Genomic DNA, 19,900 nt, shown 5'->3' with positions numbered 1-19,900 from the left:
CGTTCGTAAGCAGAATGTAGGCGGGGGTGTTCGGCAGGGCTGCGCCCTGCACCCACGGTAGTGCCGGCCGCTGGCCGGCAACCTCAACAGCAACAGCAACAGCAATAGCAACAGCAATAGCAACAGCAACAGCAAAAGCCTGCATTCCTTGGGATGGCGGGGAGAGGACAGATGGCGGGGGACGCTGCAAGTACGTCCATGTAAGCTCGGTCGCGCCATCCATGGCGCTCACGCCCCCGCCATCTGCCCCCTCCCCGCCTTCGACAATTTCCCGCGATCTGTCGGAATGTCATGGCCTGCTCTTGGTGGGTGTCGACCTTGGTCGACACGTAGATCCACGCCATGCGTGGATGCTCTTCGATCAATTGTCGAGATATTCGATTTCGATTGGATTTGATCCAAGCGAAGCACAGATGGACCAACAGCCACCGGAAATCTGTCAGAGGTGGGGCGGTGTCGGAGTGCGGGGTGTCAGCCGCATGGATGCGGCTGCCAAGCCTACAGGGACGTACTTGCGGCGTCCCCGCACTCCGACACCGCCCCGCCAACCCACGGATAGCCCGCTTTTGACGTTGACGTTGCTCTGGCCTCGGCAGGTGCAGGGCGCAGCCCTGCCAAAAAAATCCCTACCGCACTTGCTCCTGCTTGCGCACGATCGCCATCGCGATCTCCAGCGACTGCTCGTAGTTCAATCGCGGGTCGACGGTCGAACGATAGGCGCGTTCCAGGTCACGTTCGGTCAGTTCGCGCGCACCGCCGGTGCATTCGGTCACATCCTCACCGGTCAGCTCCAGATGCACGCCGCCCAGGCGGGTGCCTGCGGCCGCGTGCAGGTCGAAGGACATCTCGACCTCGCCGCGCACGTTGTCGAAGCGCCGCGTCTTGAAGCCGTTGGCGGTGCTTTCGGTATTGCCATGCATCGCATCGCACACCCACAGCACGCGACGACCATCGCGCTTGACCGCATCCAGCAACGGCGGCAGCTTCTCCGCGATCTGCGCCGCGCCCATGCGGTGAATGAAGCTCAGGCGGCCCGGCTCGTCATCCGGGTTGAGCACATCGATCAGCCGCAGCAACTGGTCCGGCGTCACCGACGGGCCCACCTTGATCGCGATCGGATTGCGCACGCCGCGCAGGTACTCCACGTGCGCGCCATCCAGCGCGGCGGTACGCATGCCGATCCACGGATAGTGCGTGCTCAGGTTCAACCAGCCCTGCTGGCGCGGCACCTGCCGGGTCAGCGCCTGCTCGTAGGGCAGCAGCAGCGCTTCATGCGAGGTGTAGAAATCGATGCGGTTGAGGTTGTGCACACGGGCCCCGGCCAGGGTCTCCATGAAGTGCACGGCATCACCGATCGAGGCCACCATCTTCTGGTACTCGGCGGCCAACGGCGAATGGCTCACCCATTCCAGGTTCCAGTATTCGGGATGGTGCAGATCGGCGAAGCCACCATCGATCAGCGCCCGCACGAAGTTCATCGTCATCGCCGAATGCGCGTGGGCCTGCAGCATCCGCTTCGGGTCGGGCAGACGCGCCGCCTCGGTGAAGGCCGGCGCATTGATCACATCGCCGCGGTAGCTGGGCAGGGTCACGCCGTCGCGGGTCTCGGTATCGGCCGAGCGCGGCTTGGCGTACTGGCCGGCAAAACGGCCGACGCGGATCACCGGCTGGCGCAGGCCGTGCACCAGCACCAGGCTCATCTGCAGCAGCACCTTCAACCGGTTGGAGATCGTGCCCGATTCGCAGTCGCTGAAATTCTCCGCGCAGTCGCCGCCCTGCAACAGGAAACGCTTGCCTTCCTGGGCGTCGGCCAGCTGCTGCTTCAGCGCCAGGATCTCCCACGAGGTCACCAGCGGCGGCAGCCGCTTCAGCTCGTGCAGCGCGGCATCCAGGGCCACCGGATCGGGATAGGTCGGAATCTGCAGCGCGGTCTTGCCCCGCCAGCTCTCCGGTGACCAGGCGGCGCCAGCAGCGATGGCGGCAGGATCGGGGGCGGGCGGAACGGCGGACAGGCTCATCACGGACATCCGGGGGTGGGGGGCGGTCATGGTCGCAGAGCCAGCCGCTGGCGCAAAGGGCCGGGCCCGGTCATGACTGCCTGAACGGTGTGAAAAGGGGCCGTGTGATCGGCCAGAAACGGCATGGTCGCCATCGCCGGACAGGCGCATGATCGGCTCGCAGTTGTTACGGAGTAACACTCCCTCATGGACCGGCCCCGTCCCCCTTTCCTGCCCATTTCCCATGAAGCCCTCCCTGCTCACCACCGCCATCACCTTCGCCCTGATCCTCACCAGCCAACCCGTGCTTGCCGCCGACACTGATGCCAGCGCGGCTGCGGTCAAGGACCTCGACGTAGTCACCGTCAGTGCTCAGCTCGACCAGGCCCGCAACGCCCTGTCACCGGACATCGGCAGCAGCCAGTACCAGATCACCGCCGAGGACATCCAGAAGCAGCCGCTGGGCGCCTCCGCCCCGCTCAGCCAGGTGCTGCTGCAGGCCCCGGGCGTGGTCCAGGACTCCTACGGCGGCGTCCACGTGCGCGGCGACCACGCCAACCTGCAGTACCGCATCAACGGCGTACTGCTGCCCGAATCGATCTCTGGCTTCGGCCAGACCCTGGATGCCCGCACCATCAAGAGCATCCGCCTGATGGATGGTGCGCTGCCGGCGCAGTTCGGTGAACGCACCGCCGCGGTGGTCGATATCACCACCCGCAGTGGCGCCGAGCTGGGCAACGGCGGCAGCGCTGGCATCACCGCCGGTTCGTTCGGCAAGGTCAACCCGAACGCCTCCTGGTGGGGCAACCAGGGCCGCTGGAGCTGGTTCCTGACCGGCAACTACGACCAGAACGAGGTCGGGCTGGAGAACCCCACCAGCGCACGCAGACCGCTGCATGACGACACCCACCAGGGGAAGGCCTTTGCCGACCTGACCTATCTGGTCAACGACAGCACCCGCCTGAGCGTGTTCGCCGGCTTTGCCAACAACCGCTTCCAGATCCCGGTCAACCCGGGGCAGACCCCGCAGTTCGGCTACCTGGACACCACCACCTTCAATTCCAGCCAGTTGGACGAAACCCAGCGCGAGACCACCCGCTTCGGCATGCTGGTGCTGCAGGGCACGCTTGGCCAGACCGCGTACCAGCTCTCGGCCGGCCAGCGCTACAGCGATGTGGCCTTCAATCCGGACATCGTGGGCGACCTGGTGTTCAGCGGCGTCGCCTCGCAGGTCCGGCGCAGCAACCGCGCCAACACCCTGCAGGCCGATTTCTCCACCCCCCTGGGCGATAACCACACCCTGCGTTATGGCCTGTATGGCAACTACGAACACGCCGCCGCCAACAACAGCAGCTGGGTCTTCCCGGTCGACGCCGATGGGCGGCAGACGAGCACCACGCCGCAGCTGATCCCGGACCGCAATGCCTTCCACGCCAGCACCGCAGCCTTGTACGTGCAGGACGAGTGGCGGATCGGCGATGACTGGACCATCAACTACGGCCTGCGCGGCGACCGCTTCAAGGCCTTCGGTCACACCGAGGGCCAGCTCAGCCCACGTCTGGGCGTGGTCTGGAACGCCAGCGACAGCACCACCGTGCACGCCGGCTATTCGCGCTACTTCACCCCGCCCGCCAGCGAACTGGTTGCCGGCAGCGATCTTGCCCTGTTCGATGGCACCAGCAACCAGCAACCCGCCAATGGCAGCAACACGCCGTTGTCCGAGCGCAGTGACTACTACGATATCGGCGTGTCACAGCAGGTCGGCGACCACCTCACCCTCGGCCTGGATGCCTACGACCGACGCGTGCACCGCCTGCAGGACGAAGGGCAGTTCGGCGCCGCCTACATCTATTCCACCTTCAACTATCGCCGCGGCCACATCCATGGTCTGGAGTTCAGCGCCGACTACAGCAACGGGCCGATCAGCGCGTACTTCAACGCGGCCTACAGCAAGGCCATGGGCACCCAGGTCATCACCAGCCAGTACAACCTCGATCCGGATGCACTGGCCTACGTGCAACAGAACTGGATCCATCTGGACCACGACCAGAAGCTGACGTCTTCCGGCGGCGTCAGCTATGCGTTCGCTGGCCACAATCGGATCGGTGCGAACTACGTGTACGGCAGCGGCCTGCGTTCGGACATCGAGGGCGTGCCCAATGGCGGCGAACTGCCGTCGTACCTGCAGGTCAATCTCAGCGCCGCGCATGACTTCAACGCCGACAGCGGTCATCCGCTGCATGTGCAACTGGCGGTGATCAACGCGCTGGATCGCAGCTACCAGCTGCGCGATGGCGGAGGCATCGGCGTGTTCGCACCGCAATGGGGACCACGTCGCGGCGCCTATCTGAGCCTGCAGCAGGATTTTTGAGGTAGCGCCGACTGCCGGCCAGCGGCCGGCACTACCGGAAAACAGTAGAGCCACGCCATGCGTGGCTCCGGACTGGCTCAGTGCTTGACCTTGCGCAGCGACACCACCAGCGCCCACAGCGCCAGCAGCACGAACCACACGCCCGACCACATCGGCATGGTCAGACCAAGGAACGTCCAGTCGATGTTGCCGCAGTTGCCGGTGCCGGTCAGCACGGTGCGGAACACTTCCAGCGGCCCCATGGTCTCGCGCAGGAAGGCCAGCGGCGGGCCACAGGTCGCCCCCATTTCCGGCGGCAGCATCTGCACGTAGACATGGCGCGCGGCGATGCCCACGCCCACGGCGGCAGCGATGAACGCGAGGATGCCGTAGGTCGCCCGCCCCGGACGGTTGGACGGCCCATGCAGGGCGCCGATCAGGAACAGCAGGCCCAGGGCCGCGAACGCCAGGCGCTGGAAGATGCACAGCGGACACGGTTCCAGCCCCATCTTCAGCTGCAGGAAAATCGCGTAGCCCAGCAGGCCCGCGCAGATCAGGAAGCCCAACAGGAACTGGGCGCGGAAAGGCCAGCGCAGAGGATTCATCGGCAACGCTCGTGTAGTACGGACCGCAAGCGTAACCGAGAGTGCGCGCCGTTCGAACCGCCACAACGTCGCGCCCGTCGGAACACGCCGGCGCGCGCGCCGCAACATGCGGGATCATCCACGCCCGGCGTGGATCTCCATCCGTCGCCCAGAAACGGAAAAACCCGGCACGAGGCCGGGTTCTTCACCGAATGACGGGTGTCGCGCGTCGATTACTCTTCGACGGCTTCAGCCACGACCGGACGGTCAACCAGCTCAACGTAGGCCATCGGCGCGTTGTCGCCGGCGCGGAAGCCGCACTTCAGCAGGCGCAGGTAACCGCCCGGACGGTTCGCGTAGCGCGGGCCCAGGATGGTGAACAGGTTGCCGACGGCTTCGTTGTCGCGCAGGCGGGCAAAGGCCAGACGACGGTTGGCGACGGAGTCGACCTTGGCCAGGGTGATCAGCGGCTCGGCGACGCGGCGCAGTTCCTTGGCCTTCGGCAGGGTGGTCTTGATCAGCTCGTGCTTGAACAGCGAGGCGGCCATGTTCTTGAACATCGCTTCGCGGTGGGCGCTGGTACGGCTGAACTTACGGCCGGATTTCTGGTGACGCATGGTGATATTCCTTGGTTAATGATGTGGCTTTGCGGATCGTTGTCGCCTTCCTGGCGCTGCTGCTCGGACTGCGGTTGGTCCTGGCCATCCGTCCTGGACGACCTGCCCGCGAACCTTCGTTCGTCGTGGCGGTGTTGCCTTGGTGCAATGGCCCCGTCGTTGCCGACGGGGCCATGCGGTCTTGCAGAAAGGCGGTATCAGCCCAGCATGCCGTGGCTGGCGACGCCGGCCGGCGGCCAGTTCTCCAGCTTCATGCCGAGCGACAGGCCACGCTGGGCCAGCACTTCCTTGATCTCGGTGAGCGACTTCTTACCCAGGTTCGGGGTCTTCAGCAGCTCGACTTCGGTCTTCTGGATCAGATCGCCGATGTAGTAGATGCTCTCGGCCTTGAGGCAGTTGGCCGAACGCACGGTCAGCTCCAGATCGTCGATCGGGCGCAGCAGCACCGGATCCACGCCGTTGTTGGCCGGCTTCGCCGCACCGCGGTCGCGATGGGTGAAGTCACCGAACACCGACAGCTGATCGCTGAGGATGTCGGCAGCGGTACGCACTGCTTCTTCGGCGTCGATGGTGCCGTTGGTCTCGATATCAATGACCAGCTTGTCCAGGTCGGTGCGCTGTTCGACACGAGCCGCTTCCACGGCATAGGCGACACGGCGGACCGGCGAGAACGAGGCATCCAGGACCAGACGGCCGATGGCACGGGTTTCTTCGTCCGGACGACGACGCGCAGCTGCCGGCTGATAGCCGAAACCACGCTCGATCTTCAGACGCATGTTCACTGCCGTGTCCTTGGTCAGGTGGCAGATCACGTGGTCGCCGTTCAAGATCTCCACATTGTGGTCGACCTTGATGTCGGCAGCGGTGACAACGCCCGGACCCTGCTTGGACAGGGACAGAGTCGCGTTGTCGCCGGAGTGCATACGGATGGCCACGTCCTTCAGGTTCAGCAGGACTTCCAGCACGTCCTCCTGCAGACCTTCGACCGTGGTGTACTCATGCAACACGCCGTCGATTTCGACTTCCGTGATGGCGAAGCCCGGGATGGACGACAGCAGCACGCGACGCAGGGCATTACCCAGCGTATGCCCGTAACCCCGCTCCAAAGGTTCGATAACGACCTTTGCACGGGTGTCGGTAATGCGTTCGATCTGCGGACCGCGAGGACGCAGAACCTGGTTGGCGGTAACCGTCATGTTGCGGGTTCTCCTAGTGAACCCCCGGCCGTCGCCGGGGGCTCTCCAATGTGAATTACTTCGAATACAGCTCGACGATCAGCGCTTCGTTGATGTCCGCAGGCAGATCCGAACGATCCGGAACAGCCTTGAAGATGCCGGAGAACTTGCCGGAATCCACTTCAACCCACGACGGGCTCAGGTCATGCTGGGCGGCGACGGTCAGGGCTTCCTGGACGCGCAGCTGCTTGGCAGCCTTTTCAGACAGGGCGATGGCGTCGCCAGCCTTGACCTGGTACGAGGCCAGGTTGACCGACTTGCCATTCACGGTGACGCCGCGGTGCGACACCAGCTGACGGGCAGCCGGACGGGTCACGGCGAAGCCCATGCGGTAGACAACGTTGTCCAGGCGGGTTTCCAGCAGCTGCAGGAGGTTCTCGCCGGTGTTGCCCTTCTTGGTCGAGGCCTTCTTGTAGTAGTTGCGGAACTGACGCTCCAGCAGACCGTAGATACGCTTGACCTTCTGCTTTTCACGCAGCTGGGTAGCGTAGTCGGACAGCTTGCCCTTGCGGGCAGTGGCGCCATGCTGGCCGGGCTTCTGCTCCAACTTGCACTTGGAGTCCAGCGCACGCGCCGGGCTCTTCAGGGACAGGTCGGCGCCTTCGCGACGGGCGAGCTTACAGGTAGGACCGATATAACGAGCCATTTCTTATCGCTCCCTTTAGACGCGACGCTTCTTCGGCGGACGGCACCCGTTGTGCGGGATAGGCGTCACGTCGATGATGTTGGTGATCTTGTAGCCGACGTTGTTCAACGAACGCACGGCCGACTCACGGCCCGGACCCGGACCCTTGATGCGGACTTCCAGCGACTTCACGCCGTAGTCCAGCGCAGCACGACCGGCCTTTTCGGCAGCCACCTGGGCTGCGAACGGGGTCGACTTGCGCGAACCGCGGAAGCCAGCGCCACCGGAGGTCGCCCACGACAGAGCGTTGCCCTGACGGTCGGTGATGGTCACGATGGTGTTGTTGAACGAAGCGTGGACGTGGGCAACGCCGTCGGTGACGACGCGCTTGATCTTCTTCTTGGTCTTAGCAGCAGGCTTAGCCATTTATATGTCCCTTACTTCCTGATCGCCTTGCGCGGGCCCTTGCGGGTGCGGGCGTTGGTACGGGTGCGCTGGCCACGCAGCGGCAGACCGCGACGGTGACGCAGGCCGCGGTAGCAGCCCAGGTCCATCAGGCGCTTGATCGCGATACCGATTTCACGGCGCAGATCGCCTTCCACGATGTACTTGCCGACTTCGGCGCGCAGGCGCTCGATTTCCGGCTCCGACAGATCGCGGATCTTGGTGGTCGAAGTGACGCCTGCGACTTCGCAGACCTTCTTCGAACGGGTACGGCCGATGCCGTAAATGCTTTGCAACCCGACCCAGACATGCTTCTGGGCTGGCAGGTTGACGCCTGCAATACGCGCCATGACGCGGTTCTCCAGCTGAGTGATGGCCGACAGCGCGCTCAAGGCACGCCGATCCGGCAGGATGGATCAAAAAAGTGAACCAGTGATACTAACAAGGTTCCGGTTTACTTGGAAGCCCGTGAAACCAGAGGTTTCATGAACCCGGCCCGGGGAGTGTGCCCAGGCTCCGGCGCCGGATGGGGTTGGACCTGGAGTTGCCTCCCGGGCCGCCCGCGCTACTCCAGCGCGGGACCACCTCATCACACCCCCACCCGGAACCGCTGCGGGGGCCGCCCTTCGTTTGTGTGGCCAGAGTCCGCGAAGCGGAGGACCATCACGTCAGGAAGACGGAAGTATAACAGGCTAATCAGCCGCGAGCAAAACCGCCGCGGTTGCCGCCCTTCAGGTTGGCCTTCTTCAGCAGGCTCTCGTACTGGTGGGACATCAGGTGCGCCTGCACCTGGGCGATGAAGTCCATCACCACCACCACCACGATCAACAGCGAAGTACCGCCGAAGTAGAACGAGGCGTTCAGCTGCGTGCGCATCAGTTCCGGCAGCAGGCAGACGATCACCAGGTAAGCCGAACCGGCAGCCGTCAGTCGGGTCAGCACGCCGTCGATGTAGTCGGCGGTGGCCTTGCCCGGACGGATACCCGGAATCAGCGCGCCCGACTTCTTCAGGTTGTCGGCGGTTTCCTGCGAGTTGAACACCAGCGCGGTATAGAAGAACGCGAAACCGGTGATCAGCGCAGCGAACACGATCATGTGCAGCGGCTCGCCCGGACCCAGGGCATTGGCGACCTTCTGCAGGGTCTGGCCAAAGGTGCTCTGGTTGGCAGCCTGGCCGGACCACATGGCCAGGGTGGCCGGGAAGGCCAGCAGGCTCGAGGCGAAGATCGCCGGGATGACGCCGGCCATGTTCAGCTTCAGCGGCAGGAACGAGGTCTGGTTCATGTACGCGTTGCGACCGCCCTGGCGGCGCGCGTAGTTCACCGTGATCCGGCGCTGGCCGCGTTCGACGAACACCACGAAGAAGGTGAAGGCGAGCACGACGATGGCGATCAGCAGCAACTGGATGAACTGGATGTTGCCGTCGCGGTAGGCGTCGAAGGTGTGGATGACCGCACCCGGCAGGCCCGCCACGATACCGGCGAAGATGATCAGCGAGACGCCGTTGCCGATGCCGCGCTCGGTCACCTGCTCACCAACCCACATCAGGAACATGGTGCCGGCGGTCAGTGCGACCACGGCAGTGAGCACGAAGCCCATGCCCGGCATGTACACGACCGGTGCACCGGTCGGCGACACCTGGCCCTGCAGCGCCAGCGCGATCGAACCGCCCTGCACCACTGCGAGCAGCACAGCGCCGATGCGCGAATACTGGGTGATCTTGCGGCGGCCGGACTCACCTTCCTTCTGCATCGCCTTCAAGGCGGGGAAGATGTGCACAGCCAGCTGCATCACGATCGATGCCGAGATGTACGGCATCACGTTCAGCGCGAAAATGCTGAAACGGTGCAGGGCGCCGCCCGAGAACATGTTGAACATGTCCACGATGCCGCCGCCCTGCTGTTGCATCATGGCAAGCATGGCATCGGGATTGACGCCCGGCACCGGCACGTAGCAGCCGATGCGATAGACGATCAAAGCCCCGACGACGAACAGCAAACGTTGGCGAAGTTCAGTGAACTTGCCCATTCCGCCCGCGAGGTTACCGATGCCAGCTTGCGCCATGATTCTCTTACTCCGTTACGCTGCCGCCGGCAGCTTCGATCGCAGCCTTGGCACCGGCCGTGGCAGCAACACCCTTCAGGGTGAACGCCTTGGTCACTTCGCCCTTGACGACGACCTTGGCCTTCTTGGCAGTGCTCGGGACCAGCTTGGCAGCACGCAGGACAGCGAAGTCGATCTCGCCGGCCGGCAGCTTGTCCAGCTGGTACAGCAGCACTTCAGCGGTGTCCTTGGCGATCGGCGAACGGAAGCCGATCTTCGGCAGACGACGCTGCATGGGGGTCTGGCCGCCTTCGAAGCCAGCCTTGATCTTGCCGCCACCCTTACGGGCAAACGAACCCTTGTGGCCGCGGCCGCAGGTCTTGCCCAGGCCGGAGCCGATACCGCGACCGACGCGGGTACGCTCTTTACGAGCGCCCGGTGCCGGGCTCAATTCATTCAGATGCATGGTCATTGGATTATTCCTCAACCTTGACGAGGTAGTGGACCTTGTTGATCAGACCGCGAACCTGCGGGCTGTCCTTCAGTTCACGCACATCGTTGAGCTTGCCCAGACCCAGCGCACGCACCGACAGGCGATGACGCGCCTGGGCACCACGCAGGCCGCGAACCAGACGGACCTTGACGGTCTTGTTGGTTTCATTAGCCATGGTTGAGATCCTCCACCTTCTTGCCGCGCTTGGCCGCGATGCGAGCCGGCGACTGCGCTGCAGTCAGGCCCTTCACGGTGGCACGCACCAGGTTGATCGGGTTGCGCGAACCGGTGGCCTTGGCCAGCACGTTCTTCACGCCCACTGCTTCCAGCACGGCGCGCATGGCACCACCGGCAATGACGCCGGTACCTTCGGAAGCCGGCTGCATGAACACGCGCGCTGCGCCGTGACCATCCTTGATGGTGTGCCACAGGGTGCCGTTGTTCAGATCGACGGTGACCTGGTTCTTGCGAGCCTGCTCCATCGACTTCTGGATGGCGACCGGCACTTCGCGTGCCTTGCCATAACCGAAACCGACCTTGCCTTCGCCGTCGCCGACAACAGTCAGGGCGGTGAAGGTGAACTGACGGCCACCCTTGACGGTCTTGCTGACGCGATTGACCGCGACCAGCTTTTCGATCATGCCGTCATCGACTTTCTCTTCGCGGTTACGGTCGCGATCGCGACCCCGCTGCTGACGTTCTTCTGCCATGTTTATTCCTTGGTTGTTGGGTTATGTACGGCTCGAGGCCGCTTATGGTTGTGGAGTGGTGCGTTGTTGCGGTGGGCCGCTGCAGAAGAGCGGCGCCGCCCAGCCTCACTCAGGCTGGCGAGCAGGCGGGCATGGGGACCGGAGTCCCCTGCCCTGATCCCTTAGAACTGCAGGCCGGCTTCGCGGGCAGCGTCAGCCAGGGCCTTGATGCGGCCGTGGTAACGGTAACCCGAACGATCAAAGGCAACCTTCTCGACGCCGGCGGCCTTGGCACGCTCAGCGACGATGCGGCCAACCTTGGCGGCGGCATCGGCGTTCTTGCCGTTCTTCAGGCCTTCCTTGATGTCGGCCTGGGTGGTGTTGGCGGCAGCCAGCACCTTCGAGCCGTCAGCGGTGAAGACCTGTGCATACAGGTGCTGGCCGGTGCGCAGCACCGACAGGCGGGCCACACCGAGCACACGGATGTGGGCACGGGTCGACTTGGCGCGACGCAGGCGGGCGATGTTCTTGTTCATGATCTTTTTCCCTGGAAAGCGGAAGGTCCTAATTAGGCCTTCTTGGCTTCCTTGCGAATGATGACTTCGTCGGAGTACTTCACGCCCTTGCCCTTGTACGGCTCCGGCTTGCGGAACGCACGGATCTTGGCGGCAGCTTCACCGACGGCCTGCTTGTCAGCGCCCTGCACCAGGATTTCAGTCTGGGTCGGGGTGGTGATGGTGATGCCTTCCGGCGCCACGAACACGATCGGGTGCGAGTAACCCAGCGACAGGCTGAGGTCCTTGCCCTGCATCGCGGCACGGTAACCCACGCCGACCAGCTCAAGCTTGCGCTCGAAGCCTTCGGAAACACCCTTGACCATGTTGGACAGGATGGCGCGGACGGTACCGGTCAGCGGGATCAGCTCCACGTTGTCGGTGCTCAGGGTGGCAACGCCGTTTTCGACATTGATGTTGATGCCAGCCGGCTTGGCCAGCGACAGGGTGCCCTTCGGGCCCTTGGCGATGACGTTGTCGTTCTGGACGTTCAGTTCAACCTTACCCAGGTCGATCGGCTTCTTGGCTACACGGGACATGGTCTACTCCTTTCGCCTTAGGCCACGAAGCACAGGACTTCGCCGCCGACGCCCAACTGGCGCGCCTGCGCATCAGTCATGATGCCCTTGGAAGTGGAAATGATGGAAATGCCCAGGCCGTTCATGACCTTCGGCAGTTCGCTCTTGCCGCGGTACTGGCGCAGGCCCGAACGCGAGAAGCGCTTCAGGGTCGCGATGACCGGCTTGCCTTCGAAATACTTCAGCACGATTTCCAGCTCGGACTTGTTGTTCTCGAGCGCGGTCACGCGCAGGTCGGCGATGTAACCCTCGTCCTTCAGGACCTGGGCGATCGCAACCTTGATCTTGGACGACGGGGCTTTCACCGTCTGCTTGCCAACCGCTGCCGCATTCTTGATGCGGACCAGCAGGTCGGCGATGGGATCAGTCATGCTCATATGAGTACCTTTGAGTGCACCGATATCCGCTTTCGCGAAAATCTGTTGTCTCCTGGAAACGGGCCAGGCCCCCTACCCCTACGCATTGCGCAGAGCAAGACGCGGGAGTATACGCCAAAAGAGCCCGACTTGCGTCGGGCTCTTCGGTTTTTTGCAGAGGGAAAGCTGAACGCCCCCCTCCCCGGCTGCGAAGCCCCCCGGGGGGAGCCCTCGCTGGCAGGACCGGCTGGGGTTACCAGCTGGCCTTGCGCAGGCCCGGAACGTCGCCACGCATGGTGGCTTCACGCAGCTTGTTGCGACCCAGGCCGAACTTGCTGTACACGCCACGCGGGCGGCCAGACAGTTCGCAACGGTTGCGATGGCGGCTCGGCGACGAATCGCGCGGCAGCTTCGACAACTTGGTGGCGGCCTCGATCTTCTCTTCGTAGCTCGCATCCGGGGAGGACACGATCTTCTTCAGAGCAGCACGCTTGACAGCGAACTTTTCAGCCAGCTTCTTCCGCTTGATGTCGCGGTTGACCATGGAGGTCTTTGCCATTTCGGTTTCCTCGACGAATCAGTTACGGAACGGGAACTTGAACGCTGCCAGCAGCGCCTTCGCTTCCGCGTCGGTCTTCGCAGTGGTGGTGATGGCGATATCCATACCGCGGATCGCGTCGACAGCGTCGAAGTCGATTTCCGGGAAGATGATCTGTTCCTTCACACCCATGTTGAAGTTGCCGCGACCGTCGAAGGAACGACCGGAAACACCACGGAAGTCGCGCACGCGCGGCAGCGAGATGTTGATCAGGCGGTCCAGGAACTCGTACATCTTGTGGCGACGCAGCGTGGTCTTGCAGCCGATCGGCCAACCATCACGGATCTTGAACGATGCCACCGAGATACGCGACTTGGTGACGATCGGCTTCTGGCCCGAGATCTTGGTCATGTCGCCGACGGCGTTTTCCAGGATCTTCTTGTTGGTGGCCGCTTCGCCGACACCCATGTTCAGGGTGACTTTGACCAGCTTCGGCACCTGCATGGAATTGGTGTAACCGAACTGCTTCATCAGCGCCGGCACCACTTCTTCCTTGTAAAACTTTTCGAGACGGGAAGTCATCTTCTCATTCCTCAGGCGTCGAGCGCCTCACCGCTGGAGCGGAACACACGCAGTTTGCGTCCATCCTCCAGCACCTTGAAGCCAACGCGCTCGCCCTTGCCCGAAGCCGGGTTCAGCACATTCACGTTGGAGATATGGATCGACGCTTCACGCTCGACCACGCCGCCGGCAACACCTGCCTGCGGGTTCGGCTTGGTGTGGCGCTTGACGATGTTCACGTTGGCGACGACCAGACGGTCGCCATCGACGCGGACGACTTCGCCCTGCTTACCCTTGTCCTTGCCGGCGTTGACGACAACCTGGTCGCCCTTCTTGATACGGTTAGCCATGATTATCTCCTGTCGCTCACAGCACTTCGGGAGCGAGCGAGACGATCTTCATGAACTTCTCCGAACGAAGTTCACGAGTCACCGGCCCGAAGATACGGGTCCCGATCGGCTCCTGCTTGTTGTTAAGCAGAACGGCGGCGTTGCCGTCGAAGCGGATCAGCGAGCCGTCGGCGCGACGCACACCCTTGCGGGTACGCACCACGACGGCGTCATACACTTCACCCTTCTTGACCTTGCCGCGCGGAATCGCATCCTTCACGGTGACCTTGATGATGTCGCCGATGCCGGCGTAACGGCGCTTGGAACCACCCAGCACCTTGAAGCACATCACTCGCTTGGCACCAGAATTGTCGGCGACGTCAAGGTAGCTCTGCATCTGGATCATGATTCAGACTCCTTATTCAGCCGCACGCGTGATGACTTCCACCACGCGCCAGTTCTTGGTCTTGGACATCGGAGCAATCTCGGTCACGCGGACGACATCGCCTTCCTTGCAGGCGTTGTCGGCATCGTGGGCGTGCAGCTTCGTCGAGCGCTTGATGTACTTGCCGTACAGTGCGTGCTTGACCTGACGCTCGACCAGGACGGTAACCGTCTTGTCCATCTTGTTGCTGACGACACGGCCTTCGACCGTGCGCAGCGCTTTGTTTTCAGTATTGTCGCTCATAGCGGCCATCCTTACTTCGTGCTGCCGAGCAGGGTCTTGACGCGAGCAATTTCGCGACGCACCCGGCGGATGTCGTGTGTCTTCGGCAGCTGGCCGGTGACCTGCTGCATACGGACAGAGAACTGTTCCTTACGCAGGTCGATCAGGTGGGCCTTGAGGTCGTCAGCCGACTTTTCACGGAGAGTTTTGATATCCATCAGCGCACCGTCCGGGTCACGAAAGTGGTGGTGACCGAGAGCTTGGCAGCGGCCAGGCGGAACGCCTCGCGTGCCACTTCCTCGGTAACACCCTCGATTTCATAGATCATGCGGCCGGGCTGGATCTGGGCCACCCAGTATTCCACGTTGCCCTTACCCGAACCCATTCGAACTTCGATGGGCTTCTTGGTGATGGGCTTGTCGGGGAACACTCGGATCCACATCTTGCCGCCGCGCTTCACGTAGCGGCTGATCGAACGGCGAGCCGCTTCGATCTGACGCGCGGTCAGCTGACCGTGGGCGGTTGCCTTCAGGCCGTACTCGCCAAAGCTGACAGCGTTTGCGCTCCAGCTGAGGCCTTCGTTACGGCCCTTGTGCACCTTGCGGTACTTGGTTCGCTTGGGTTGCAACATTGTCGTTACCTCGCTTCACGAGCCGGGCGCTGACGGTCACCGCGGTCGCCGCGATCATGACGATCGTTGCGCGACGGGGTGTCGTCCTGCTTTTCCTGGCCAACCTGGGAGAAATCGAAGACCTCGCCCTTGTAGATCCAGACCTTGATGCCGATGATGCCGTAGGTCGTCTTGGCTTCAGCGAAGCCGTAGTCGATGTCGGCACGCAGCGTGTGCAGCGGCACGCGGCCTTCGCGGTACCACTCCGAACGGGCGATTTCTGCACCGTTGAGGCGGCCACCGACGTTGACCTTGATGCCCAGGGCACCCAGGCGCATCGCGTTGCCGACCGAGCGCTTCATTGCGCGGCGGAACATGATGCGACGCTCCAGCTGCTGCGCGATCGATTCGGCAACCAGCTGTGCGTCCAGCTCGGGCTTGCGCACTTCGGTGACGTTGATGTGCGCCGGGACGCCCATCATCTCGCTCACTTCCTTGCGCAGCTTCTCGATGTCCTCACCGCGCTTGCCGATCACCACGCCCGGACGGGCGGTGTGGATCGTCACGCGAGCGGTCTTTGCCGGACGCTCGATCAGGATCTTGCTGATGCCGGCCTGCGCCAGCTTCTTGCGCAGCATTTCGCGCACTTTCAGGTCGGCTGCCAGGTAACCAGCGAACTCGGCCTTGTTGGCGTACCACTTGGAGTTCCAGTCCTTGGAAATGCCGAGGCGGATACCAATCGGATGAACTTTATGACCCATGGTCTTTTCCTTATCCGCTTACTTGGCGGCGCCCACAACCACAGTGATGTGGCTGGTGCGCTTGAGGATGCGGGTACCGCGGCCTTTCGCCCGCGCCATGAAACGCTTCAGGGTCGGACCTTCATCTACCATGATGGTCTGAACCTTCAGCTCGTCGACGTCGGCGCCCTGGTTGTTCTCGGCATTTGCAATAGCCGACTCCACCACCTTCTTGATCAGGTGGGCAGCCTTCTTGTCCGAGAACTTCAGCAGGTTGACGGCACGCTCGGCCGGCAGACCGCGCACCTGGTCAGCGACCAGACGTGCCTTCTGCGGGGAGATGCGCGCGGTGCGCAGGATGGCTTTCGCTTCCATTGTCATCTCTCCTTACTTGCCCGACTTCTTGTCACCACCGTGACCCTTGAAGGTCCGGGTGATGGCAAATTCGCCGAGCTTGTGGCCGACCATGTTCTCGTTGACGAGAACCGGGATGTGGTTCTTGCCGTTATGCACGGCAATGGTGACGCCTACCATGTCAGGCAGGATCATCGAACGACGCGACCAGGTCTTGATCGGACGCTTGCTACCCGCAGCGGCAGCCACCTTAGCAACCAGGTGGTGATCGACAAACGGGCCCTTCTTGAGTGAACGTGCCATGGTCGATTAGCCCCTACGATCGCGGACGATGAACTGCTGAGTGCGCTTGTTATGGCGCGTCTTGTAACCCTTGGTCGGAACACCCCACGGGGTGACCGGATGCGGGTTACCCTGGCCGGCCTTCGCCTCACCACCACCGTGCGGGTGGTCAACCGGGTTCATGGCAGCACCACGAACGGTCGGGCGGACGCCGCGCCAGCGCTTGGCACCGGCCTTGCCCAGCTTTTCCAGGCTGTGCTCGTCGTTGCCGACTTCGCCGATGGTCGCGCAGCACTCAACCGGAACCTTGCGCATCTCACCCGAGCGCAGGCGCAGGGTGGCGTAGATGCCTTCACGAGCAACCAGCTGCACGGCAGCACCTGCAGCGCGAGCGATCTGAGCGCCCTTGCCCGGCTTCAGCTCGATGCAGTGGATGGTGGTACCGACCGGGATGTTGCGCAGCGGCAGGGTGTTGCCCGCCTTGATCGGAGCATCCGAACCAGCGATCACCTGATCACCAGCCTTCAGACCCTTCGGGGCGATGATGTAGCGACGCTCGCCGTCGACGTAGCACAGCAGGGCGATGTGCGCGGTGCGGTTCGGATCGTATTCGATGCGTTCCACGCGCGCCGGGATGCCCAGCTTGTTGCGCTTGAAGTCAATCAGGCGGTAGTGCTGCTTGTGGCCACCACCGACGTGACGCACGGTGATGCGGCCGTGGTGGTTACGACCACCGGAACGGCTCTGCGACTCGACCAGCGGAGCGTGCGGAGCGCCCTTGTGCAGGTCGGGAGTAACCACGCGCACGGCCGAACGGCGACCGGGAGAAGTGGGCTTGAATTTCATCAATGGCATGGGATGTACCTCAGGCCTTGGCCGTTACATCGATCGACTGGCCGTCGGCCAGGCGAACGTACGCCTTGCGCCAATCGCCGCGGCGGCCAGCACGGTTACGGAAGGACTTGTTCTTGCCCTTGACGTTGACCACGTTGACTGCTTCGACCTTGACGTCGAACAGCTGCTCAACCGCGGCCTTTACATCGGCCTTGGTGGCTTCGTTCGAAATTTCGAAGACGTACTGATTGGAGAGTTCCTGCAGGCGCGCGGTCTTTTCGGAGACACGCGGGGCGAGCAGCACGCTGAAGATTTTTTCGTTGCTGTTCATGCCAGCCACTCCTCGACCTTCTTGACCGCGTCAGCGGTGATGACGACCGTGTCGGCACCGACCAGCGACACCGGATCCAGGCCCTGGACGTCACGCACTTCCACGTAGGGAATGTTGCGAGCCGACAGGTACAGGTGCTCGGAGGCTTCTTCAGTGACGATCAGCGGGCGCTTGCCCACTTCCAGGCCGGCCAGCTTGGCGATCAGAGCCTTCGTGTTGGTCGCTTCGACATCGAAGGACTCCACGATGGTCAGACGGCCCTGACGGTTCAGCTCGGACAGGATCGCGCACATGGCGGCACGGTACTGCTTACGATTGACCTTCTGCTCGAAGCTGCGCGGCTTTGCCGCGAAGGTGACACCGCCGCCGACGAAGATCGGAGCCGTCAGTGCGCCATGACGCGCGCCGCCGCCCTTCTGCTTCTTCGACTTCTTGGTGGTACCTGCCACTTCGGAGCGAGTCTTCTGCGCCTTGGTGCCGGCGCGACCGGCGTTGCGGTAAGCAACGACGACCTGGTGAACCAGATCTTCGCTGAAATCGCGACCGAACACGGCGTCGGAGACCGAGACCTTGTTATTGCTACCCGTGATAACGAGTTCCATCGTCATCTCTCCTTATGCCTTGCTCGCCGGACGGACGATCACGTCGCCACCCGCCGCGCCCGGAACGGCGCCGCGAACCGCGATCAGACCGCGTTCGACGTCGACCTTGACAACTTCCAGGTTCTGGGTGCTCTGCTGCACGGCGCCCATGTGACCGGACATCTTCTTACCCGGGAACACGCGGCCGGGCGTCTGGCGCTGACCCAGCGAACCCGGCGCGCGATGCGACAGCGAGTTGCCGTGGGTAGCGTCACCCATACGGAAGTTGTAGCGCTTGATGGTGCCCTGGAAGCCCTTACCCTTGGTGACACCCTGGACGTCGACGATCTGGCCGACTTCAAAGATGTCCGCCTTGACTTCGCCACCCACGGCGAAATCGCCGAGCTGGGCGTCTTCAACGCGGAATTCCCACAGGCCACGACCCGCTTCCACCTTCGCCTTGGCGAAGTGGCCGGCTTCCGGCTTGTTGACCAGGGCAGCGCGACGCGCACCGACGGTCACCTGCACGGCGCTGTAGCCGTCAGTTTCAACGGTCTTGATCTGCGCGATGCGGTTGGGGGTTGCTTCGATCAGGGTCACCGGAATGGAACGGCCATCTTCGGTGAACACGCGGCTCATGCCAGCCTTGCGGCCCACGAAGCCCAACGAATACTTCTTCGTCATGGTCGTAGTCCTCAGGTCAGCTTGATCTGAACGTCGACGCCGGCAGCCAGTTCGAGCTTCATCAGCGCGTCCACGGTCTTGTCATTCGGGTCAACGATATCGAGCACGCGCTTGTGCGTGCGGGTCTCGTACTGGTCACGCGCGTCCTTGTCGACGTGCGGGGAGACGAGGATGGTGTAACGCTCGATCTTGGTCGGCAGCGGGATCGGGCCACGCACTTGCGCGCCGGTCCGCTTCGCCGTCTCAACGATCTCGCTGGCCGAACGGTCGATCAGACGATGATCGAACGCTTTCAGCCGGATCCGGATCTTTTGGTCCGCCATGGCGGTAGGTTCCTTCGATAAAAGAGCGACAGACAAAGCCTCTGGGTTGCTTTGCCCCATGAAATCCCTGAATACAGACGGCCCGCATTCCCGCAGGCCGACAAGGTCAATCCGTAGACCCCAAATGCATAGGCAGACCCGTGAAACCGGCCTGCCCAGACGGAGAAGCATAATGGCACGCAAGGCAGCTGTCAACAGTCTCCTGTTGACGCCGCCTGAATGGCATTGACCCTTCCTGGTCCGGGGAACACAAGGCACATCCTGTGCCTACTTTCCCGTTTGATACGCCCCGATGCCCTACCCAGGCAACATCGGGGCGCAGAGTCTAGCAGATTACTCGAGGATGTTGGCAACCACGCCAGCACCGACGGTACGGCCACCTTCGCGGATTGCGAAGCGCAGGCCGGCGTCCATGGCGACCGGGTTGATCAGGGTGACAACCATCTTCACGTTGTCGCCCGGCATCACCATCTCGACGCCTTCCGGCAGCTCGACCGCACC

Annotated in this window: 31 protein-coding genes; 1 reads left to right on the top strand and 30 read right to left on the bottom strand. The window is 63.0% G+C overall.

Annotation, left to right across the window (positions count from 1 at the left end):
* Nucleotides 1–626 precede the first annotated feature (626 nt).
* Entirely contained in the window at nucleotides 627–2,018 is a 1,392-nt protein-coding gene (locus ABIA73_RS20795) for a class II 3-deoxy-7-phosphoheptulonate synthase (RefSeq protein ID WP_354276228.1), read from the bottom strand.
* 223 nt (nucleotides 2,019–2,241) lie between these two features.
* On the opposite strand from ABIA73_RS20795, the gene ABIA73_RS20790 reads away from it, so the two are divergent.
* The gene (locus tag ABIA73_RS20790) at nucleotides 2,242–4,368 is read left to right on the top strand and encodes a TonB-dependent receptor (protein ID WP_354276227.1); all 2,127 of its coding nucleotides are present in this window, start codon (nucleotides 2,242–2,244) and stop codon (nucleotides 4,366–4,368) included.
* Nucleotides 4,369–4,445: 77 nt separating this feature from the next.
* On the opposite strand, the gene ABIA73_RS20785 is transcribed toward ABIA73_RS20790, so the two are convergent.
* The 29 genes from ABIA73_RS20785 to ABIA73_RS20645 all read right to left on the bottom strand — a co-directional run.
* A complete protein-coding gene (locus tag ABIA73_RS20785; RefSeq protein ID WP_025879322.1) occupies nucleotides 4,446–4,952 on the bottom strand; it encodes a disulfide bond formation protein B in 507 nt (168 codons plus the stop codon).
* Nucleotides 4,953–5,164: 212 nt separating this feature from the next.
* A complete protein-coding gene (gene rplQ / locus ABIA73_RS20780) occupies nucleotides 5,165–5,548 on the bottom strand; it encodes a 50S ribosomal protein L17 (protein ID WP_025879321.1) in 384 nt (127 codons plus the stop codon).
* Between the two features lie 197 nt (nucleotides 5,549–5,745).
* Nucleotides 5,746–6,744 (bottom strand): DNA-directed RNA polymerase subunit alpha, encoded by a 999-nt coding sequence (locus ABIA73_RS20775; RefSeq protein WP_025879320.1) that lies wholly within the window; start codon nucleotides 6,742–6,744, stop codon nucleotides 5,746–5,748.
* Between the two features lie 55 nt (nucleotides 6,745–6,799).
* A complete protein-coding gene (gene rpsD, locus ABIA73_RS20770) occupies nucleotides 6,800–7,429 on the bottom strand; it encodes a 30S ribosomal protein S4 (protein WP_025879319.1) in 630 nt (209 codons plus the stop codon).
* Between the two features lie 15 nt (nucleotides 7,430–7,444).
* Entirely contained in the window at nucleotides 7,445–7,834 is a 390-nt protein-coding gene (rpsK, locus tag ABIA73_RS20765) for a 30S ribosomal protein S11 (RefSeq protein WP_004145443.1), read from the bottom strand.
* Between the two features lie 11 nt (nucleotides 7,835–7,845).
* Nucleotides 7,846–8,202, bottom strand: coding sequence for a 30S ribosomal protein S13 (gene rpsM, locus ABIA73_RS20760; protein ID WP_025879318.1), 357 nt, complete (start codon nucleotides 8,200–8,202; stop codon nucleotides 7,846–7,848).
* Nucleotides 8,203–8,548: 346 nt separating this feature from the next.
* A complete protein-coding gene (secY, locus tag ABIA73_RS20755) occupies nucleotides 8,549–9,916 on the bottom strand; it encodes a preprotein translocase subunit SecY (RefSeq protein WP_025879317.1) in 1,368 nt (455 codons plus the stop codon).
* Nucleotides 9,917–9,923: 7 nt separating this feature from the next.
* The gene (rplO, locus tag ABIA73_RS20750) at nucleotides 9,924–10,367 is read right to left on the bottom strand and encodes a 50S ribosomal protein L15 (protein ID WP_025879316.1); all 444 of its coding nucleotides are present in this window, start codon (nucleotides 10,365–10,367) and stop codon (nucleotides 9,924–9,926) included.
* Between the two features lie 4 nt (nucleotides 10,368–10,371).
* On the bottom strand, nucleotides 10,372–10,563 hold the full coding sequence (gene rpmD / locus ABIA73_RS20745; protein WP_025879315.1) for a 50S ribosomal protein L30: 192 nt from the start codon (nucleotides 10,561–10,563) through the stop codon (nucleotides 10,372–10,374).
* Nucleotides 10,556–11,098, bottom strand: coding sequence for a 30S ribosomal protein S5 (gene rpsE / locus ABIA73_RS20740; protein WP_025879314.1), 543 nt, complete (start codon nucleotides 11,096–11,098; stop codon nucleotides 10,556–10,558). The genes rpmD and rpsE overlap by 8 nt, the downstream gene beginning before the upstream one ends.
* Before the next feature lie 161 nt (nucleotides 11,099–11,259).
* The gene (rplR, locus tag ABIA73_RS20735; protein WP_025879313.1) at nucleotides 11,260–11,613 is read right to left on the bottom strand and encodes a 50S ribosomal protein L18; all 354 of its coding nucleotides are present in this window, start codon (nucleotides 11,611–11,613) and stop codon (nucleotides 11,260–11,262) included.
* A gap of 32 nt (nucleotides 11,614–11,645) precedes the next feature.
* Nucleotides 11,646–12,170, bottom strand: a complete 525-nt coding sequence (gene rplF / locus ABIA73_RS20730; RefSeq protein WP_099782946.1) for a 50S ribosomal protein L6 — start codon at nucleotides 12,168–12,170, stop codon at nucleotides 11,646–11,648.
* Nucleotides 12,171–12,187: 17 nt separating this feature from the next.
* Nucleotides 12,188–12,586, bottom strand: coding sequence for a 30S ribosomal protein S8 (gene rpsH / locus ABIA73_RS20725; RefSeq protein ID WP_025879311.1), 399 nt, complete (start codon nucleotides 12,584–12,586; stop codon nucleotides 12,188–12,190).
* A 232-nt stretch (nucleotides 12,587–12,818) separates the two neighbouring features.
* On the bottom strand, nucleotides 12,819–13,124 hold the full coding sequence (rpsN, locus tag ABIA73_RS20720) for a 30S ribosomal protein S14 (RefSeq protein ID WP_032977438.1): 306 nt from the start codon (nucleotides 13,122–13,124) through the stop codon (nucleotides 12,819–12,821).
* 18 nt (nucleotides 13,125–13,142) lie between these two features.
* A complete protein-coding gene (gene rplE / locus ABIA73_RS20715; protein WP_025879309.1) occupies nucleotides 13,143–13,685 on the bottom strand; it encodes a 50S ribosomal protein L5 in 543 nt (180 codons plus the stop codon).
* An 11-nt stretch (nucleotides 13,686–13,696) separates the two neighbouring features.
* On the bottom strand, nucleotides 13,697–14,014 hold the full coding sequence (gene rplX / locus ABIA73_RS20710) for a 50S ribosomal protein L24 (protein ID WP_025879308.1): 318 nt from the start codon (nucleotides 14,012–14,014) through the stop codon (nucleotides 13,697–13,699).
* A 16-nt stretch (nucleotides 14,015–14,030) separates the two neighbouring features.
* A complete protein-coding gene (gene rplN, locus ABIA73_RS20705; RefSeq protein ID WP_025879307.1) occupies nucleotides 14,031–14,399 on the bottom strand; it encodes a 50S ribosomal protein L14 in 369 nt (122 codons plus the stop codon).
* Between the two features lie 12 nt (nucleotides 14,400–14,411).
* A complete protein-coding gene (gene rpsQ / locus ABIA73_RS20700) occupies nucleotides 14,412–14,681 on the bottom strand; it encodes a 30S ribosomal protein S17 (RefSeq protein ID WP_004145355.1) in 270 nt (89 codons plus the stop codon).
* A gap of 11 nt (nucleotides 14,682–14,692) precedes the next feature.
* On the bottom strand, nucleotides 14,693–14,878 hold the full coding sequence (gene rpmC / locus ABIA73_RS20695; protein ID WP_025879306.1) for a 50S ribosomal protein L29: 186 nt from the start codon (nucleotides 14,876–14,878) through the stop codon (nucleotides 14,693–14,695).
* Entirely contained in the window at nucleotides 14,878–15,291 is a 414-nt protein-coding gene (gene rplP / locus ABIA73_RS20690) for a 50S ribosomal protein L16 (protein WP_025879305.1), read from the bottom strand. The genes rpmC and rplP overlap by 1 nt, the downstream gene beginning before the upstream one ends.
* A 5-nt stretch (nucleotides 15,292–15,296) precedes the next feature.
* Nucleotides 15,297–16,031, bottom strand: a complete 735-nt coding sequence (gene rpsC / locus ABIA73_RS20685) for a 30S ribosomal protein S3 (RefSeq protein ID WP_004145350.1) — start codon at nucleotides 16,029–16,031, stop codon at nucleotides 15,297–15,299.
* Between the two features lie 18 nt (nucleotides 16,032–16,049).
* Nucleotides 16,050–16,385 carry a 50S ribosomal protein L22 gene (rplV, locus tag ABIA73_RS20680; RefSeq protein ID WP_004145348.1) on the bottom strand — a complete coding sequence of 112 codons (336 nt, stop codon included), beginning with the start codon at nucleotides 16,383–16,385 and terminating at the stop codon, nucleotides 16,050–16,052.
* Nucleotides 16,386–16,397: 12 nt separating this feature from the next.
* Nucleotides 16,398–16,667: a 30S ribosomal protein S19 gene (gene rpsS / locus ABIA73_RS20675; protein WP_004145340.1), complete on the bottom strand. Its 270-nt coding sequence runs from the start codon at nucleotides 16,665–16,667 to the stop codon at nucleotides 16,398–16,400.
* 6 nt (nucleotides 16,668–16,673) lie between these two features.
* Nucleotides 16,674–17,501: a 50S ribosomal protein L2 gene (gene rplB, locus ABIA73_RS20670; protein ID WP_025879304.1), complete on the bottom strand. Its 828-nt coding sequence runs from the start codon at nucleotides 17,499–17,501 to the stop codon at nucleotides 16,674–16,676.
* Between the two features lie 10 nt (nucleotides 17,502–17,511).
* The gene (gene rplW / locus ABIA73_RS20665; RefSeq protein WP_025879303.1) at nucleotides 17,512–17,811 is read right to left on the bottom strand and encodes a 50S ribosomal protein L23; all 300 of its coding nucleotides are present in this window, start codon (nucleotides 17,809–17,811) and stop codon (nucleotides 17,512–17,514) included.
* Nucleotides 17,808–18,413: a 50S ribosomal protein L4 gene (gene rplD, locus ABIA73_RS20660; RefSeq protein WP_025879302.1), complete on the bottom strand. Its 606-nt coding sequence runs from the start codon at nucleotides 18,411–18,413 to the stop codon at nucleotides 17,808–17,810. The genes rplW and rplD overlap by 4 nt, the downstream gene beginning before the upstream one ends.
* A gap of 12 nt (nucleotides 18,414–18,425) precedes the next feature.
* Nucleotides 18,426–19,076, bottom strand: coding sequence for a 50S ribosomal protein L3 (gene rplC, locus ABIA73_RS20655; RefSeq protein WP_025879301.1), 651 nt, complete (start codon nucleotides 19,074–19,076; stop codon nucleotides 18,426–18,428).
* An 11-nt stretch (nucleotides 19,077–19,087) separates the two neighbouring features.
* Entirely contained in the window at nucleotides 19,088–19,399 is a 312-nt protein-coding gene (gene rpsJ, locus ABIA73_RS20650; RefSeq protein ID WP_010341589.1) for a 30S ribosomal protein S10, read from the bottom strand.
* Between the two features lie 333 nt (nucleotides 19,400–19,732).
* The coding region (locus ABIA73_RS20645; protein ID WP_502960557.1) for an EF-Tu C-terminal domain-related protein at nucleotides 19,733–19,900 on the bottom strand (168 nt) is incomplete at its 5' end.

Source organism: Stenotrophomonas sp. 2694 (genome assembly GCF_040548715.1).
Classification (GTDB): domain Bacteria; phylum Pseudomonadota; class Gammaproteobacteria; order Xanthomonadales; family Xanthomonadaceae; genus Stenotrophomonas; species Stenotrophomonas indicatrix.
The sequence above is the reverse complement of the archived record's forward strand: the minus strand, read 5'-3'. Positions and strand labels throughout refer to the sequence as shown.

Excerpts from the sequence above, each read along its gene's own strand:
- ABIA73_RS20795 (WP_354276228.1), bottom strand. The coding sequence starts at position 2,018 with ATGAGCCTGTCCGCCGTTCCGCCCGCCCCCGATCCTGCCGCCATCGCT.
- ABIA73_RS20790 (WP_354276227.1), top strand. The coding sequence starts at position 2,242 with ATGAAGCCCTCCCTGCTCACCACCGCCATCACCTTCGCCCTGATCCTC.
- ABIA73_RS20785 (WP_025879322.1), bottom strand. The coding sequence starts at position 4,952 with ATGAATCCTCTGCGCTGGCCTTTCCGCGCCCAGTTCCTGTTGGGCTTC.
- rplQ (WP_025879321.1), bottom strand. The coding sequence starts at position 5,548 with ATGCGTCACCAGAAATCCGGCCGTAAGTTCAGCCGTACCAGCGCCCAC.
- ABIA73_RS20775 (WP_025879320.1), bottom strand. The coding sequence starts at position 6,744 with ATGACGGTTACCGCCAACCAGGTTCTGCGTCCTCGCGGTCCGCAGATC.
- rpsD (WP_025879319.1), bottom strand. The coding sequence starts at position 7,429 with ATGGCTCGTTATATCGGTCCTACCTGTAAGCTCGCCCGTCGCGAAGGC.
- rpsK (WP_004145443.1), bottom strand. The coding sequence starts at position 7,834 with ATGGCTAAGCCTGCTGCTAAGACCAAGAAGAAGATCAAGCGCGTCGTC.
- rpsM (WP_025879318.1), bottom strand. The coding sequence starts at position 8,202 with ATGGCGCGTATTGCAGGCGTCAACCTGCCAGCCCAGAAGCATGTCTGG.
- secY (WP_025879317.1), bottom strand. The coding sequence starts at position 9,916 with ATGGCGCAAGCTGGCATCGGTAACCTCGCGGGCGGAATGGGCAAGTTC.
- rplO (WP_025879316.1), bottom strand. The coding sequence starts at position 10,367 with ATGACCATGCATCTGAATGAATTGAGCCCGGCACCGGGCGCTCGTAAA.
- rpmD (WP_025879315.1), bottom strand. The coding sequence starts at position 10,563 with ATGGCTAATGAAACCAACAAGACCGTCAAGGTCCGTCTGGTTCGCGGC.
- rpsE (WP_025879314.1), bottom strand. The coding sequence starts at position 11,098 with ATGGCAGAAGAACGTCAGCAGCGGGGTCGCGATCGCGACCGTAACCGC.
- rplR (WP_025879313.1), bottom strand. The coding sequence starts at position 11,613 with ATGAACAAGAACATCGCCCGCCTGCGTCGCGCCAAGTCGACCCGTGCC.
- rplF (WP_099782946.1), bottom strand. The coding sequence starts at position 12,170 with ATGTCCCGTGTAGCCAAGAAGCCGATCGACCTGGGTAAGGTTGAACTG.
- rpsH (WP_025879311.1), bottom strand. The coding sequence starts at position 12,586 with ATGAGCATGACTGATCCCATCGCCGACCTGCTGGTCCGCATCAAGAAT.
- rpsN (WP_032977438.1), bottom strand. The coding sequence starts at position 13,124 with ATGGCAAAGACCTCCATGGTCAACCGCGACATCAAGCGGAAGAAGCTG.
- rplE (WP_025879309.1), bottom strand. The coding sequence starts at position 13,685 with ATGACTTCCCGTCTCGAAAAGTTTTACAAGGAAGAAGTGGTGCCGGCG.
- rplX (WP_025879308.1), bottom strand. The coding sequence starts at position 14,014 with ATGGCTAACCGTATCAAGAAGGGCGACCAGGTTGTCGTCAACGCCGGC.
- rplN (WP_025879307.1), bottom strand. The coding sequence starts at position 14,399 with ATGATCCAGATGCAGAGCTACCTTGACGTCGCCGACAATTCTGGTGCC.
- rpsQ (WP_004145355.1), bottom strand. The coding sequence starts at position 14,681 with ATGAGCGACAATACTGAAAACAAAGCGCTGCGCACGGTCGAAGGCCGT.
- rpmC (WP_025879306.1), bottom strand. The coding sequence starts at position 14,878 with ATGGATATCAAAACTCTCCGTGAAAAGTCGGCTGACGACCTCAAGGCC.
- rplP (WP_025879305.1), bottom strand. The coding sequence starts at position 15,291 with ATGTTGCAACCCAAGCGAACCAAGTACCGCAAGGTGCACAAGGGCCGT.
- rpsC (WP_004145350.1), bottom strand. The coding sequence starts at position 16,031 with ATGGGTCATAAAGTTCATCCGATTGGTATCCGCCTCGGCATTTCCAAG.
- rplV (WP_004145348.1), bottom strand. The coding sequence starts at position 16,385 with ATGGAAGCGAAAGCCATCCTGCGCACCGCGCGCATCTCCCCGCAGAAG.
- rpsS (WP_004145340.1), bottom strand. The coding sequence starts at position 16,667 with ATGGCACGTTCACTCAAGAAGGGCCCGTTTGTCGATCACCACCTGGTT.
- rplB (WP_025879304.1), bottom strand. The coding sequence starts at position 17,501 with ATGCCATTGATGAAATTCAAGCCCACTTCTCCCGGTCGCCGTTCGGCC.
- rplW (WP_025879303.1), bottom strand. The coding sequence starts at position 17,811 with ATGAACAGCAACGAAAAAATCTTCAGCGTGCTGCTCGCCCCGCGTGTC.
- rplD (WP_025879302.1), bottom strand. The coding sequence starts at position 18,413 with ATGGAACTCGTTATCACGGGTAGCAATAACAAGGTCTCGGTCTCCGAC.
- rplC (WP_025879301.1), bottom strand. The coding sequence starts at position 19,076 with ATGACGAAGAAGTATTCGTTGGGCTTCGTGGGCCGCAAGGCTGGCATG.
- rpsJ (WP_010341589.1), bottom strand. The coding sequence starts at position 19,399 with ATGGCGGACCAAAAGATCCGGATCCGGCTGAAAGCGTTCGATCATCGT.